At 66.4% G+C, this 15271-nt stretch carries 15 protein-coding genes; 5 read left to right on the plus strand and 10 right to left on the minus strand.

What is annotated here, in order from left to right; genetic code table 11:
* Window positions 1-19 precede the first annotated feature (19 nt).
* From hflX to NV2_RS23850, 3 genes are all read left to right on the plus strand, one after another.
* Entirely contained in the window at window positions 20-1624 is a 1605-nt protein-coding gene (gene hflX / locus NV2_RS23840; protein WP_067878654.1) for a GTPase HflX, read from the plus strand.
* Window positions 1625-1699: 75 nt separating this feature from the next.
* The gene (locus NV2_RS23845; protein ID WP_067878656.1) at window positions 1700-2587 is read left to right on the plus strand and encodes a lysophospholipid acyltransferase family protein; all 888 of its coding nucleotides are present in this window, start codon (window positions 1700-1702) and stop codon (window positions 2585-2587) included.
* Between the two features lie 154 nt (window positions 2588-2741).
* Complete coding sequence (locus tag NV2_RS23850) at window positions 2742-3887, plus strand: acyl-CoA dehydrogenase family protein (protein WP_067878657.1); 1146 nt, start codon at window positions 2742-2744, stop codon at window positions 3885-3887.
* Between the two features lie 78 nt (window positions 3888-3965).
* Here NV2_RS23850 and NV2_RS23855 read toward each other — a convergent pair whose 3' ends face one another.
* The 3 genes from NV2_RS23855 to NV2_RS23865 are packed head-to-tail and all read right to left on the minus strand — an operon-like array spanning window position 3966 to window position 5453.
* Complete coding sequence (locus NV2_RS23855) at window positions 3966-4589, minus strand: UdgX family uracil-DNA binding protein (protein WP_067878731.1); 624 nt, start codon at window positions 4587-4589, stop codon at window positions 3966-3968.
* 13 nt (window positions 4590-4602) lie between these two features.
* The gene (locus tag NV2_RS23860) at window positions 4603-5160 is read right to left on the minus strand and encodes a type 1 glutamine amidotransferase domain-containing protein (RefSeq protein ID WP_067878670.1); all 558 of its coding nucleotides are present in this window, start codon (window positions 5158-5160) and stop codon (window positions 4603-4605) included.
* 29 nt (window positions 5161-5189) lie between these two features.
* Window positions 5190-5453, minus strand: coding sequence for a hypothetical protein (locus tag NV2_RS23865; RefSeq protein ID WP_084475340.1), 264 nt, complete (start codon window positions 5451-5453; stop codon window positions 5190-5192).
* Between the two features lie 686 nt (window positions 5454-6139).
* On the opposite strand from NV2_RS23865, the gene NV2_RS23870 reads away from it, so the two are divergent.
* Window positions 6140-6481, plus strand: coding sequence for a PNPOx family protein (locus NV2_RS23870; RefSeq protein WP_067878677.1), 342 nt, complete (start codon window positions 6140-6142; stop codon window positions 6479-6481).
* Between the two features lie 58 nt (window positions 6482-6539).
* Here the strand turns inward: NV2_RS23870 and NV2_RS23875 are convergent, their stop codons facing one another.
* The 6 genes from NV2_RS23875 to NV2_RS23900 form a co-directional block, all read right to left on the minus strand.
* Window positions 6540-6941 (minus strand): hypothetical protein, encoded by a 402-nt coding sequence (locus NV2_RS23875; RefSeq protein ID WP_157103047.1) that lies wholly within the window; start codon window positions 6939-6941, stop codon window positions 6540-6542.
* Window positions 6942-7082: 141 nt separating this feature from the next.
* Window positions 7083-7907, minus strand: a complete 825-nt coding sequence (locus NV2_RS23880; RefSeq protein ID WP_067878682.1) for an SAM-dependent methyltransferase — start codon at window positions 7905-7907, stop codon at window positions 7083-7085.
* Between the two features lie 44 nt (window positions 7908-7951).
* Window positions 7952-8932: a helix-turn-helix domain-containing protein gene (locus tag NV2_RS23885; RefSeq protein ID WP_245662753.1), complete on the minus strand. Its 981-nt coding sequence runs from the start codon at window positions 8930-8932 to the stop codon at window positions 7952-7954.
* A 322-nt stretch (window positions 8933-9254) separates the two neighbouring features.
* Entirely contained in the window at window positions 9255-11342 is a 2088-nt protein-coding gene (locus NV2_RS23890; RefSeq protein WP_157103048.1) for an AMP-binding protein, read from the minus strand.
* A gap of 624 nt (window positions 11343-11966) precedes the next feature.
* Window positions 11967-12152 (minus strand): hypothetical protein, encoded by a 186-nt coding sequence (locus NV2_RS31520; RefSeq protein ID WP_157103049.1) that lies wholly within the window; start codon window positions 12150-12152, stop codon window positions 11967-11969.
* A 285-nt stretch (window positions 12153-12437) separates the two neighbouring features.
* Window positions 12438-12773 carry a histone-like nucleoid-structuring protein Lsr2 gene (locus NV2_RS23900; protein ID WP_067878686.1) on the minus strand — a complete coding sequence of 112 codons (336 nt, stop codon included), beginning with the start codon at window positions 12771-12773 and terminating at the stop codon, window positions 12438-12440.
* 317 nt (window positions 12774-13090) lie between these two features.
* Between NV2_RS23900 and NV2_RS23910 the strand changes: the two genes are divergently transcribed.
* Window positions 13091-14086, plus strand: coding sequence for a cation diffusion facilitator family transporter (locus NV2_RS23910; protein WP_067878698.1), 996 nt, complete (start codon window positions 13091-13093; stop codon window positions 14084-14086).
* A 15-nt stretch (window positions 14087-14101) separates the two neighbouring features.
* Here the strand turns inward: NV2_RS23910 and lexA are convergent, their stop codons facing one another.
* Window positions 14102-14800 (minus strand): transcriptional repressor LexA, encoded by a 699-nt coding sequence (gene lexA / locus NV2_RS23915; protein ID WP_067878739.1) that lies wholly within the window; start codon window positions 14798-14800, stop codon window positions 14102-14104.
* Between the last annotated feature and the right edge of the window lie 471 nt (window positions 14801-15271).

Below are 15271 nucleotides of genomic sequence, written 5' to 3' on the forward strand. Positions count from 1 at the left end.
CGTGGGAACATGGAGGTGTATGAGGAAATCAGAGACGTACGAGTTCACTCCGATCGACCGATCCGATGCAGAGCAGGACGGCTACGCGGAGCAGGACGGCTACGTGACCCAGAACGACGCAGCCGACGACGCCGGGGCGGACGCGGTCGGCGGCAGCGATGTCTACACCCGCCTGCGCGAACGCGGCTGGACGACCGAGCCCACGGTCGGCGAACTTCAGCTCGACGAGCGCAGCGCGCTACGCCGTGTAGCGGGCCTGTCGACCGAACTGACCGATGTCACCGAGGTCGAGTACCGGCAGCTGCGCTTGGAGCGCGTGGTGCTGGTGGGGGTGTGGACCGAGGGGACTGCGGCCCAGGCGGAAGCCAGTATGGCCGAGTTGGCGGCGCTGTCGGAGACGGCGGGATCGCAGGTGCTCGATGCGCTGATTCAGCGCCGGGACAAACCGGATCCGGCCACCTACATCGGTTCCGGTAAGGCCGAGGAATTGCGTGCGGTGGTGCTCGACAGCGGTGCCGACACCGTGGTCTGCGACGGTGAACTGACCCCGGCGCAGCTGACCGCGCTGGAGAAGGTCGTCAAGGTGAAGGTCATCGACCGCACCGCGCTGATTCTGGACATCTTCGCCCAGCACGCCACCTCCCGCGAGGGTAAGGCGCAGGTATCGCTGGCGCAGATGGAGTACATGCTGCCGCGGCTGCGTGGCTGGGGTGAGTCGATGTCGCGCCAGGCCGGTGGCCGGGCCGGCAGCAATGGCGGCGTGGGTCTGCGTGGTCCCGGTGAAACCAAGATCGAAACCGATCGGCGCCGGATTCGTGAGCGCATGGCGAAGCTGCGCCGCGAGATCCGCGAGATGAAGACCGCGCGCGACACCAAACGCTCGCGCCGCACCTCGAGCGGTATCCCGTCGATCGCCATCGTCGGTTACACCAACGCCGGGAAATCGAGTCTGATGAACGCGCTCACCGGCGCCGGCATCCTGGTACAGGATGCGTTGTTCGCGACCCTCGATCCGACCACGCGTCGCGCGGCGCTCGACGACGGCCGCGAGGTGGTCTTCACCGATACGGTCGGTTTCGTCCGTCACCTGCCGACCCAGTTGGTGGAGGCATTCCGCTCCACGCTCGAGGAGGTCACCGGCGCGGACCTGCTGCTACACGTGGTCGACGGTTCCGATCCACTGCCCGATCAGCAGATCAAGGCGGTGCGCGAGGTGATCACCGATGTGCTGCGCGAGCAGGGGCAGCAGGCGTCGGCGCCACCGGAACTGCTGGTGGTGAACAAGATCGACGGATTGGACGGGACTGCGCTGGCACGTTTGCGCGCCCAGCTCCCGGGAGCGCTGTTCGTATCGGCCCGCACCGGCGAGGGAATCGAGGCCTTGCGCGAGCGCTTGGCCGAGATCCTCGGCGGACTGGATGTCGAGGTGAGCGTGCTGCTGCCGTATACTCGGGGTGACGTGCTCGCGCGCATTCACTCCGACGGCCGGATCATCAGCTCCTCGCACGAGGAGGGTGGCACTCGGGTGCGGGCCCGGGTTCCCCGGTCCCTGGCGCCAACCCTGTCGCAGTACGCGCACGCGAGCACCGTCGGCAGTGCGGATGCAGCGGGGCTTTCACACTGAATTATTCATAGTCGGTGTGCCACAGCCGTTCACGGCGCCTTCGCGTGACCATGGACGGCTGCAGGGAGGGTGCAGATGTCCGAAGACCAGTTCACGCCTGTCGATGTCACCGCCGAGGGGGCGCCGGTGATACTCAGCGATGGCGCGCCTTTGCAGATGACGTTGTCCGCCAACGACCTTCGCATGTTCGACGTGTTGACGGCATCGGTGCGGATGTGGAACAGCCCGGTGTTCCACGGTCTGGAAAATATCCCCGAGACCGGCCCGGTGATGCTGGTCGGCAACCACACTCTGCTCGGCGGTGTGGACGGCCCGCTGCTGGTGCACGAGATCTATCGCCGAACCGGACGTGTGGTACGAGGGCTCGCCGAGAACGTCCTCATGCGGGTGCCGCCGGTGCGCGAGTTGGTGCACTGGATCGGTGCCGTTCGGGGTTCCCGGGAGAATTGCCGTGCCCTGCTGGACAACGGCCAGGCAGTCCTCGTATTTCCGGGCGGTGGCCGGGAGGCCATGCGTCGCAAGGGAGAAAAATATCAGCTGAAATGGGAGGGGCGTACCGGTTTCGCGCGCATGGCCATAGAGACCGGCGCCACCATCGTGCCGACCGCGATGATCGGTGCGGACGATGTGTTCGACGTGGTCTTCAGTGGTGACCATGCGGTGCTGCTGCCGTTGCGTCGCACGGTGGAGGTGCTGGGGATTCGTGGCAATCTCACCCCGCCGTTGATGCGTGGCATCGGGCCTACCGTCGTGCCACGGCCGGAGCGGTTCTACTACTCTGCCGGCACTCCGATCGAGACCACCGCGTGGCGCGACGCTACCGATCCGGACGCCGCGGCGGCGGAATTGCAGCAGGTGGTGCGCAAGGCGCTCGAGGAGGAGATCATCCATCTGCTCGCCGAGCGGGAACGCGATGCGGGCCGCACCCTGTGGGGCCGGGTGCGCGGCGCGGTCGGGATCTGAGTCAGGTTTACCCGGGTTCAGGGTGTGCCCACCTCTCGTTGATTGGCTTTCTGCACAGGTAGGCGACTTTTTCTGGATCTGAAGTGAACCAGGATTCCACTTCCGGGTACCGTAGTGGCAGGCGAGTTGCCACTGTGGTCACTAGGAGGTTGGCGTGGAGCGCACCCTTTTCGAGCCCGAACACGATTTGTTCCGGGAGTCCTACCGTAAGTTTCTGGAGCAGCACGTGGCGCCCAACCACGCTCGCTGGGAAGAAGCCGGCGTGGTCGACCGCGAACTGTGGTTGGAAGCCGGCAAGCAGGGGTTCCTGGGGATGGCCGTACCCGAGGAGTTCGGCGGTGGCGGCGTGAAGGATTTCCGCTACAACGCCGTGATCACCGAGGAGACCAGCAAGGGGCAGTACTCCGGGCTGGGCTTTCCGCTGCACAACGACGTCATCGCGCCCTACCTGGTGGAGCTGGCCAACGACGAGCAGAAGCAGCGGTGGCTGCCGGGGTTCTGTTCCGGTGAGCTCATCACAGCGATTGCGATGACCGAGCCGGGCACCGGCTCGGATCTGCAGGGCATCAAGACCCGTGCGGTGAAAGACGGCGACGACTGGGTGATCAACGGGGCCAAGACCTTCATCACCAACGGCATCAACGCCGATATCGTGATCGTCGTCGCGCAGACGGATCCCGAGAAGGGGTCGATGGGCTTCTCGTTGCTGGTCGTCGAGCGTGGTATGCCCGGTTTCGAGCGGGGCCGCAACCTCGACAAGATCGGCCTCAAGGCGCAGGACACCGCGGAACTGAGCTTTACCGATGTGCGAGTGCCCGCGAAGAACCTGCTGGGCACCGAGGGGATGGGCTTCATCCATCTGATGCAGAACCTGCCGCAGGAGCGGATGTCGATCGCCGTGATGGCGGCCGCCGCCATGGAGGGCTGCCTGGATACCACCATCCAGTACGTGCGCGATCGCAAGGCGTTCGGCAAACCGATCGGCGCGCAGCAGAACACCCGGTTCGTCCTCGCCGAGTTGGCTACCAAGACCACGGCTGTCCGGGTCATGGTCGACCGCTTCATCGAGGAGCTCAACGCCGGCAAGCTCTCGGTCGAAGATGCCGCTATGGCCAAGTGGTGGAGCACCGAAGAACAGCTCGACCTGATCACCAAGTGTCTGCAGCTGCACGGTGGATACGGCTACATGCGCGAATACCCGATTGCCAAGGCGTACATGGATGCACGGGTGCAGACGATCTACGGGGGCACCACCGAGATCATGAAGGAGATCATCGGCCGTTCGCTGAAGCTCAGCTGACGCGCAGTTCGCCGGTGGTATCGACCGGTGTCGGGTGACGCCCGCGCCGGCCGCCTCGGAATCCGGGGCGGCCGGTTGCTAGGTCGTTTCGGCCAGATCGGCCGCTGCCACGGTGAGATCGCCGACGAACTCGTCGTAGGCCACGGCGCGATCGGGGGACCGCAGTACCGCGGAGGGGTGGACGGTGGCAAGGGCGTGATGCTCGCCCTGGACGATCACGCGCCCGCGTTCACGGCTGATGCGGAAGTCGGTTCCGAAGACGGCCTGGGCGGCGATCGCGCCCAGGCAGACCACCAGCTGCGGCCGGATCGACCGCAGTTCGGCACCGAGCCACGGCGTGCACGCCACGATCTCGGTGCGGCCCGGCCGCTGATGGATACGGCGCTTACCGCGCTCGGTGAACTTGAAGTGTTTGACCGCATTCGTGAGATAGACGGCGCCGCGGTCGATTCCGGCATCGGTGAGTGCGCGATCGAGTAATGTCCCGGCCGGACCCACGAACGGATGACCGGTCAGATCCTCACGATCGCCGGGTTGTTCGCCGATCATCACCACCCGGGCGTGTTCGGGTCCCTCACCGAAGACGGTGCGGGTGGCGCGCCGATGCAACGCACACCCCTGACAGCCGCGCGCAGCTGCACGCAGCTGTGCGAGATCGGACGTGTGCGGTACGAATTCCTCCGCACCCGGGGCTCTCACCACAGTGTGGTCCGCATCAGCCGACGCCCAGATCGCCGGCGATCGCACCGCAGAAGGCGTCCAGATCGTCCGGCTTACGCGACGTGATGAGCGACCAGCCGTTCTTCGTGCGCGCCACCTGCTCGTCGTGCCATTGTCCGCCGGCATTGCGGATATCGGTCTGCAACGACGGGTACGACGTCATGGTCTTCCCACGCACCAGGTCGGCCTCGACCAGCAGCCACGGCCCGTGGCAGATCGCGGCGATCGTCTTACCGGCGCCGGCGAAGGCTCGGGCCAGTTCGACGGCGTCCTCGACGGTGCGTAGTTTGTCGGCGTTCACCGTTCCGCCGGGAACCACCAGCGCGTCGTAGTCGTCGACGGTCACCGAAGCCAAGTCGGTATCGGGGGTGACGGTGGTGTCGGGGGCGGTGTCGTGGACGAATGTCTGCACCGGATCGGTGGACGGTGCTGCGTGGGTGACGTGGATGCCCTTGTCGCGCAGCTGCTTCAGCGGGGTGAGTAGTTCGTCACGTTCCACGCCGGTCTGTGAGGTCACCACCAGCACGGTGGGGGTGTGGTCGGGTCGGTTCATCTCGTCTCCCGGAGAGTGGTGGTGGCGGGTCAGGCGCCCTGTAATCGGATCAAGGTATTGAGAAGCTCGGCCTGTTCCAGTAGTTCGTGCTGATCGGGGTGGGCACCCACCCTGTCGGACAGGTCCGCCCGCCGGATCAGCTCCAAGCCTTCTACCGCGCCACCGGTCTCGAGTCGGACCTGTCCCTGCACCAGGACGAGGCGCGTACCGTCGCTGCCGGTGTCCAGCAGCATCCGTAGGTCCTCGGCCGTGACCTGCGGATGTGCATGCCGAGTCTGTTCATCTGGTGTCATATGCGGCGAATGCCCGGCGTCGGCGGGGCGAAACACCCGCCGGACGAGCGGGGCAGCGCCGGTGCAGCCGCGTCCGGACGGGCCCGGGTTCGGGCTCCGGATACGGCGGCCCGGGTTCGGGTGGCGGCGGTGGTATCGGACGACCGGGGTCTGGGGTCGGCGGGCTCGGCAGCGGGTCCGGGGCCGGTCCCGGAATCGGGCGGCCGGGGTCGGGCGGCGGGCCCGGTACCGGATCGGGTTCCGGAATCGGCGGGCGCGGGTCCGGGTCGGGTACCGGGACCGGCGGTTCCGGAGTGGGGTCCGGGACCGGCTGCGGGGGTCCGGGGTCGGGGATCGGGGGCGCGGTGCACCGGGCCGCCGGTGCGGCACGTCCGGTGTACACGGGTCGGTACATGGCGACTCCTCGGATGCTCGTCGCCGCGGCCGAGAGCAGCTGGCGGCTCGGTCGCGCTGCGGGATGGTCCCTGTGCTGCGCGTACCCGCGGATCGCACGCCGAATCCGAGGTGGCGCGCGGCCCCGGCGCTGCTTCGGCCCGAGCCGATCGGACGAATCTCGGGGCAGGCATCGGATCCCGTATTCCGGCCCGGATTCACGTCTCGAGCGGGAACGCAACCGGGCGCGGAGGGCCCGTGCGCCGGTAGAGTAGTTCGGGTCCGGCGCACCGCCGGATCTTCAGGAGGTACAGGTGGACGCGAAATCGGCCGTGCGTGGTGTCAACTCGGTGGTGCTGAAGCTCACCCGGGCCCCGGTCGTAGGCCCGTTGATGCGCAAGGGCTTCGTGGAGATCAGCTACACCGGCCGGCGTTCGGGGAAGACGTTCAGCACGCCTGTGAACTATCGCCGATCCGGTGATTCGATCCTGATCGGGGTGGCACTACCCGACCGTAAGAAGTGGTGGCGCAACTTCACCGGCGAGGGTGGTCCGATCACCCTGCATCTACCCGGCGGTGACCGCACCGGCCATGCGGTGGCCGAACGCAGCGGAAGCACCGTGACGGTGCGGGTGCGACTGGACGGCGGCCGATAACCGCGGCCGGTGGGGTGGTGGCGGTGCCCGCATACGCGGGCACCGGATTCAGCGGCGTCTAGGCCGGTATTCGATCGGTCAGTTCGGTTGCGGCGCTGCTGTGTTCGGCCGTGGAAAAGACCGGTGTGACGAAACGGCAGATGTCGAACTCGTTGGTTCGTATGCCGTGGTGGAACGCGTCGAGTTCGGCGCGGTCGAAGATCAGCTCGACCTCGGCGGTGCTTGCGCCGAGCTCACCGGCCTCGCTGCGCAGGGTGTAGCGCCCATCAGGGCGTGCCTGATGGGTGATCGGTAATCGTTCGGTGTCCCCGGCTCGGACGCCCGCCTGGTAGCTGTCGAACTGTTCGTCGGGCAGCAGCAGGAGTTCGGCCGTCGTCAGCGCGGTGGTGGCGGTGGTGGTGCCGGTGGCGCACTTGTCGTCCCAGATGGCTGTCCATCCGTGTTTACGGGCGACGCGCACGCAGTTCTGGTGCGGGGAACTGGCTGAGGCTTTGCGGAATTCGCCAACGGTGAAGGTCGGTGGCCGCATCATCGGATGCCCTTTCTACGGAGTAAAACCGCCGGCGCACCGATGCGCGGACCGCCGCGCCGACCATGTCGGCTAAGGCTTGTAGCCGACCGCCGCGAAATTACACGGCCGCGCCGGATCCGCCATGTCCACCGGTCCGTTGGGCCGCCAATCGGGTGCATGCACGATCCCGGGGGCGAGCAGTTCGAGGCCGTCGTAGAAGGCGGCGAAATCGTCACGCCGCCGCAGAGTGGCCGGGTCGGAGGTCTGTTTGTAGAGTTCGGTAGCCGCGGCCAGCACGCGCGCCACCTCGTCGGAGGCATCTTCGGAGCTCGCATGGGTCATCGCCACATAGCTGCCGCGGGGGAGCCGGTCGCGCAGCTGGGCCATCAGTTGATACGGACGGTCACTGTCGTGGACGAAGGGCCACACGCTGATGATCAACAAGCCCAGCGGCTGATCCAGATCGATCAGCCGCCGGGTCTCGGAATGATCGAAGATGTCGTCGGGACATCGGAGGTCACCGTCGACGACTGCGGTGATGTCCGTCGCATCGGTGCCGTGCAACAACTCCAGGCCACGCAGCACCGCCTCGGTGTTGTTGTCGACGTAGACGACCCGGGCCCGGGGGGCGCGCGCCCGGGCGATCTCGTGGGTATTGCCGGAAGCCGGCAGGCCGGCACCGATATCGAGAAACTGCCGGATCCCGCGTGAGGCCATGAAACTCACCGAACGGCGCAGGAATTCGCGATTGTGTCGCGCCCAGGTCCCGATCTCGGGAAACATCGCGAACATGCGCTCACCGAAGATCTTGTCGACGTCGACCAGCGCCTGACCGGTCAGGTAGTAATGATACAAACGCGCCGCCGAAGGGCGGGTGGTGTCGATCTCGATCGGTGGAAAGTCGTTGTCGCTCATGGCTGCCCGGCACTCCTTAGGCTATGCAGATTACGGACGGTCGGTCACGTCCGGGTGACGCTCCCGCGTCGGAACGAACGCGCGATCCGATCGATGAACGCATACGACCGATCGGGATCTTCTGCCGCCGTGGATAATCGGTCCCAGACGGTTTCGCGTGCGCGCACCGCAGGTTTGTGGTCTATGTAGCGGATATCGCCCTGGCTCTCCACGATCGCTATGTCCAGGTCGCCCGCGGCTCCGGGGGAGGGCACCCGGACCAGCGTGAAGCGGTCCTCCATTCCGGCGCCACGAGTGGTGGTGGCGAACGGGAGCACCTGCACGGTGATGTTGGGCCGCTCGGACAGGGCGAGGAGATACTCGAGCTGTTCGGCCATCACCGTGCGACCGCCGTATTCGCGCCGCAGGCACGATTCGGACAAGACGGCATGGAAATGTGGTGCATCGGTGCCGGCGAGGACGTCCTGGCGAGCCAGTCGTGCGCGCACCGAATCGTCGACGGTCGTTGTGCGGTCGATTCCGGCAGTGCGGGAGCCCGGCGGCGGCTCGTGCAGGGCCCGAATATAGGACTCGCACTGGATCAGGCCGGGCACGATCTCGGCCTCGGCCACCCGAAGCAGGCTGGCATGTGCCTCCAGGTCCACCAGTAGCCGTAACTCCTCGAGGTAGGCCCGGCGATGTCCGGTATTCCAGAATCCGCGTTTGTGGTTGTCGCGGCGCAACGTTTCGAGGCTGTCGAGATACCCGGGATCGGAGAAGCCGAGTGTGACCGCGAGACGCTCGAGGTCTCCGACGGTAATCGAGCCCGCACCGCCCAGCAGCATCGCGATACGGCTCTGGCTGGTATCGATGATCCGGGCCGCCTCCGCCTGGCTCACCCCGGCCGCGCTGATCATATGTTCGATCTCGCGGCCCAGCAGTAGTTTGCGCGCAGTGCGTAGTCGGGCTCCCATGCGGGCCAGCGTATCGGCGTGCGGGGCGTATCGGGAGGCCGCCGAATCGAAACACTGCTGAGTGGTGATCATAGTATCGACGAAATCTTTTCCGCCCCAGTCGCTTTCATCGCACGATAAAGCGTGATTATCACGCTAGCGTTTATCACGTTCAGGCTATCACGGCTCACCGTCTCGGGGCGTGGTGGCCGGACATCGAGTAGCCACGGCTGCAGCGTATTTGCCGGGGCGTAGGGCGAATATCGGAGGAATTCAGGGCATCTCACAATCACGGGTGCGTGGCAGCGCCGTCGGCAGGCCGTACGGCGCGGCCGGAACGGCGACGGAATGCGGTGCTGCGACCTCCTGGATCGGGGTGCTCAACGCGCCGATCGTGACGGGAGACAGTGAGTCGTCACAGTCCGGTGGCCGGCTGCGACAGGGCGGTCAGCTCGCCGGAATCACCGGTCAGTAACCGTTTGAGCACCTTGCCCGTCTCGCCACGAGGCAGCGACGGCAAAAAGGTGACATCGCGCGGCACCGAGAACCGGCTGAGCCGATGACGGATATAGGTGCGGATCATGTCCGGGTCCAGACCCGAGCCCTCGCGTTTGACGATGAACGCAGCGAGGCGCTGCCCGAACTCCCGATCGGGGACCCCGACCACGGCCACGTCGGTGATCTGCGGCAGATGTGCCAATGCCTCCTCGACCGGTCGGGGAAAAACGTTCTCACCACCGGAGATGATCATCTCGTCGTCGCGGCCCGCGATGAACAGGCGCCCGCTCGCATCCAGGAACCCGAGATCTCCGGTGTCGAGCATCCCTGCGGCTTCTCGCGGCGGAGGGGCGTTGACGTAGCCGTCGAACAGCATGTGATTGGCCACGTAGATGCGTCCGGTGGCGCCGCGCGGCACCGGGGTGTGGTCCGGTCCCAGTACCGCGATCCTGGTGCCGAGCGGTGGCCGTCCTGCGGTCGCCGGCGCGGTACGCAGGTCCTCGGGAGTTGCGATCGTGGCCCAGGAGACTTCTGTGGAGCCGTAGACGTTGTAGAGCACATCCCCGTAGCGATCGGCGAAGCGCAGCACCGTGGCGGCGGCCAAGGGGGCGCCACAGCTCGCAGCGATACGCATGCTGGAGGTGTCGTGGCGAGCGCGCACCGAGGTCGGCAGATCGAGAATCCGCTGCACCATGGTCGGCACCAGAATCACCGTGCCGACGCGGTGCTCGGCGATTCGACGCAGCGTATCCCCGGCCTCGAACTGTGCCGGTAGCACCACGGTGGCGCGCAGCGCGGTGCTCAACTGCAGTGCCGCCAGGCCCCAGGTGTGAAACAGCGGCGCGGGGATCAGCATGGTGTCGTCCATCCGCAACGGGATCCGTGAGAGCAGGGCGGCGACGGTGGCGAACCCCTTCGGATGCGGCCGCCGCGCACCCTTGGGAGTGCCGCTCGTCCCCGAGGTCAGCACGACCAGGCGTCCCGGCCGGGCCGGTCTCCGGAACCCCGGGGTACCCCGGGCGATCAGATCCTCGATTCCGTCTCGATCCGGGCCACCGCCGTCGGTGGAGATCCGGACGACGGCCGAGGACAGGTAGTGGATCAGCGATTCCAGATCGTCGTCGACGAATACGTGCGTGAGCCGATGCCGCTGCACGATCTCCTCGATCCGGCGCGCCGACAGGCCGGCGTTGAGCAGGATGACGTCGACACCCAGCTTGCCCGCCGCCACCATCGTTTCCACCATGCCGCAGTGGTTTCGGGCGAGCAGTCCGACCGCGTCGCCGCTGCGTAGACCCAGTTCCGCCATCGCGGCGGCCAGCGCGCTGCTGCGCCGGTCGATCTCGGCGAAGGTGCGGGCGCCGCGATCGTCGACGACCGCGACGCGATCGGGAGAGTGCGCGGCGGCGGCCGCGTAGCCGCCGGCCAGATTGAAGCCCCATCTGTTCAGGCCGCGCAGCTGTCCGATACTGCGATCCGGGCGTGCCGTGCGCACGATCCCGGTCCGCAGCATGTGGCGGGCCACATCCGCGTGTCGTCGCAGCGGTGCGCCCTCGCCGTTGGCCACCACCGAAGTCGGCGCGGCCGTGGTCAATTCACGGAGCCGGCTCAGGCCCGCGTCGACCCACGCGCGCGCGGCGCCGGTCGACGCGGTGTCCACCACCGAATGCAGGCTGCTGTCGGCGAAACAGGTGACCGCGACCCGGATGCCTCCCTCGGCGTCGTGCAGGCGCACGGCGGCGAAGCTGCCTGTCACCGGGCAGGACAGATCGGCGTCGTGCCCCGGCCGCACGACGCGCATGGTGAGCGATATGGAGCGGACCTCCGTGCCGGCCGTACCGATGCGCAGTCGCCACACGGGCGTGCCGGCGATGGTTTCGACCCGTTCGCAGGCGCCGATTCCGGTGAAAATGCGCGGATACAGCTGCGGGTCGACCAGCAGCTCCCAGACGGCGCTGCGGCCGACGGGCAGTTCGACGGCGGTGTCGAAAACCTGGATAGTCACCTTCGTACACTTCTCGCGGGCCGGTTGTTCGAGCGCACCGGCGGGTACTCCTTTGTAACCGGGATCGATACGCGCAGAAGGTGTTTTGTGACAAGTCTCGAAGCGGTGGACTGTGGTGCCGTGCCGGACGGCCGGTGACGAGGCGATGTCACCACCCCGGCCATCGGCGATGATGCGCGCGGCGCACCGGCGGACGATCACCCTTGGCGTGGCCTCAGGCGCAGCCGACGGACCGGAACCTGTCCTCCGGGGCACCGAGAAAGTCCGCGGTCGTGATCCGGACGGCGGGAGTGATCACGGCGGTGCGTACTTCGACCGATAGCCTGCGGTTCGGCAGGCTCGTGGGTGCCGTAGCGATCTTGGTGCTGCAAAATTCGGGCTGCAATTCCCGGCGTTGTGTGGTGTCGTCGACCGTCGACCGTCGGCAGCCGGGGTCGGGACAGCTTGTCGTGCACGACGCCGATTGCCTTGATGGATCGGCCGTCGTTGGCGACGGTGCGGATAACGCAATTCCATGTGAACCGTCCCGGAACCTGTGACCAGCAGTTCTTCGTGTAGATGCCGACGCAATTCGATGCGATCCGAGATGTATCAGTTCGGTGACGTCACTCCGTGAGCGGATACTCACGGAGTGCCATCGAGCATCGCGCCGAAGGCCGGATCGACATCGATCACGCGGCGCTCGGCATCGCCGATACCGAGGGCGATCGCCGCATTGTCGAATACGGTGGGGAATCGTGCCGCGGCGGCATTGCAGGCTTCGCCATCGCTCCGAGCAACATTTCCGATGTGTGCTCGGATAGCCGGCAATTCCTCGGTATATCCGCGGTGGCGTTACCGCGGCGATCACATGAGCTCCCGGAAACCGGCTGGTGGCGCCGGTAGCGTGGCGAGGCACGAACAGTCTCCGGAGCACGTCGGCCAGGCGCTGTGTCGCGCGTGTGTATCGACATCGGAGCGAGCGCGTTGTCGTGTACTTGCCGTGCCGGAGAACTGCTTGCAGCACCGAGCGGGCCCGCACTACCACGGCTGTCACGTGATACTGCGGGCCCGCTCGGTGGGAGTGGTACGCCGGTCGAAAGAAGCCGGCCCTTGCTACTTGCTGGCTTTGTGATAGGCCGCGACAACTTCCGAGGAAATGCGGCCCCGCGCGGAGACGTTATAGCCGTGTTTCTTGGCCCATTCCCGGATCGCCACGGTCTGCTCGCGGTCGGCTGCGGACTTCGCGCGGGTGCTGCCGCCCACCTTCAAACGGCCGACCTTGCGTGCCTTTTCCGTCCACGGTTCGAGGGCTCCGCGTAGCTTCCCGGCATTCAATGTCGACAGGTCGATTTCATACGCCACACCGTCGACAGAGAACTGTACGGTCTCGTCCGCTTTGGACTTACCGTCGTAATCATCGATGAGGGTGACGGTGACTTTCTTGGCCATGATCGAGCCCTTTCGCACTGACACGGAGCAACTGGGATTCTGTATACCGTACCGTACCGGGGGCACCTTGGTGAATCCGGTGCTATTCGGGCGTTTCAGAGGTGGGATTGTTCCCGGAATGTCGAAAAGAATCGCCGAACATGCAAATAGCGATCCGAAGCAATGCGTTATCGCCAATCTCGCGGACTTCGGACACTACTCGCCGGTCGGGTTCACGGCATCCGGAAACTGTGCGGTCCCGGAAGGGTGTCCCGTCTCGGGATTGCATACATAGCGATGTATGCATAGTCTGGCGAGGACAGAGAGGAGCTTCTCGCATGGGTGCCGGACATTCACACGGCTCGGGGCAGGTGCATACACATGCCCACGCGACACCGAACAGCGACCGGCGCTGGCTCGCCGGTGCGCTGGCCGTCATCGTCTGCTTCCTGCTCGGTGAGGCGGTGGCCGGCGTCCTCGCCGGCTCACTGGCGTTGCTGTCGGATGCCGCGCACATGCTGACCGACGCCGCCTCGATAGCTTTGGCGCTGTGGGCCATTCGTCTGGCCGCGCGCCCTGCCGCCGGACGTATGACATTCGGCTGGAAGCGCGTCGAGATTCTCTCGGCGCAGGCCAACGGCTTGACGCTGCTGGTGTTGTCGGCGTGGTTGTCATACGAGGCGATTCGGCGCCTGATCGATCCGCCGGCGGTGTCGGGCGGCCTGGTGCTCGCCACCGCTCTGGTGGGCGTGGTGGTGAACCTCGTTGCCACCTGGATGATCTCGCGGGCGAACCGGAGCAGTCTCAATGTCGAGGGCGCATTCCAGCACATTCTCACCGATCTGTACGCATTCCTCGCCACGGCGGTCGCCGGTGTGGTCGTCATGTTCACCGGTTTCGAACGTGCCGACGCCATTGCGACGCTGGTCGTGGTTGCGCTGATGGTGAAGGCCGGGGTCGGCCTGGTGCGGGCGGCGAGCCGCATCTTCTTGGAGGCGGCGCCGGCCGATATCGACCCCGATGTGGTGGGGGCCGGAATGGTTGCGCGCGATGGCGTGGTCGAGGTGCACGACCTGCACATCTGGGAGATCACTTCCGGATCGCCGGCGCTGTCGGCGCATGTGCTGGCCGAGCCCGGCCGTGACTGTCACGCAGTGCGCCAGGATCTGGCGCACTGGTTGTCGGAATCCCATCACATCGAACATGCCACCCTGCAGCTCGATCATGCACAGCCCGAACTGATCGAACTGGGAAGTGTGGTCGGTGCCGGGCATTGCGAGCAGTCACACGGCCCCGCGCACCGACCGCACGGTGTGGCCGGCGCGCGAGGGTGAGGCAGCTGAGGTCGCTCAGACCTTACGAATCACGGTGACGACCTTGCCCAGGATCTGCGCGTCGTTACCGTCGATCGGGTCGAACAGCGGGTTGTGCGGGATCAGCCACACCTGGTCGCCGGTCCGCTTGAAGGTTTTGACGGTGGCTTCGCCGTCGATCATCGCGGCGACGATATCGCCGTTCTCCGCAACGTTCTGCTGGCGCACCACGACCCAGTCACCGTTGCAGATCGCCGCATCGACCATCGATTCGCCGACGACCTTCAGCAAGAACAGGGAACCCTCGCCGACCAGTTCGCGCGGCAGCGGGAAGACGTCCTCCACCGCCTGCTCGGCGAGGATGGGACCACCGGCCGCGATCCGGCCCAGTACCGGAACGTAGGTGGGCTCGGGAGTCGATTCGGACCCCTCGGTGGCCACTGCGCGCAGTGTGGGGGCCGCGCCGGTGGCACGTACGGCCGTCTCGTCCAGGCCGCGGACATCCACGGCCCGAGGGCGGTTGGGGTCGCGGCGCAGGTAGCCCTTGCGTTCGAGAGCGCGCAACTGGTGGGCTACCGACGAGGTGGAGGTGAGTCCGACGGCATCGCCGATTTCCCGGATGCTCGGCGGATAGCCGCGGTCGGTGACCGAGGCGCGGATGACCTCGAGAACTCTGCGTTGCCTGACCGTGAGTTCCGCTCCGGTACCGGAATTCTCGGCACCGCCTGCGGGCACAGTCGCCGCACCGGCCGCGGGCGTGCCGCTCGCGGCCGTCTTCTCGTGTCCGACCACCGTACGTTCGCTCACGCTCGCCGTCCTCCGTTCGTGGATGTTTGTTGCGTCCTGCCGGCGCCGCCGGACCGCGTGCTTCGAATGTAGTCCGTGTCCGGTCAGGTTTCAAACATCTGTTCGACCTATGTCGGCGCGGCGGGTGACTTCGTCGCCTCGGCGTGATACTAATTCGAACATCAGTTCCTCGAACACATGATCGAATACGTGCCGGTGCTCGCAGCCCGAGATCCGTCCGCCCGTCATTCATGGAGGTCGTCAGATGCGTACCGCGGTCGATGAATTCAGCTCCATCGGTAGCCGATCCGGTGGCAGCGCAACGCTTTCCGGTGCGGCCACGCGGCCCCGCCGTCCCCGCCCCGGTGTTCGCCGCCCCGGTGCTGTGGCTTCTCGTCGCCCCGGCGGCCCGCATCGGCC

This window comes from Nocardia vermiculata NBRC 100427 (assembly GCF_001613265.1).
In the GTDB taxonomy this organism is placed as follows: Bacteria; Actinomycetota; Actinomycetes; order Mycobacteriales; family Mycobacteriaceae; genus Nocardia; species Nocardia vermiculata.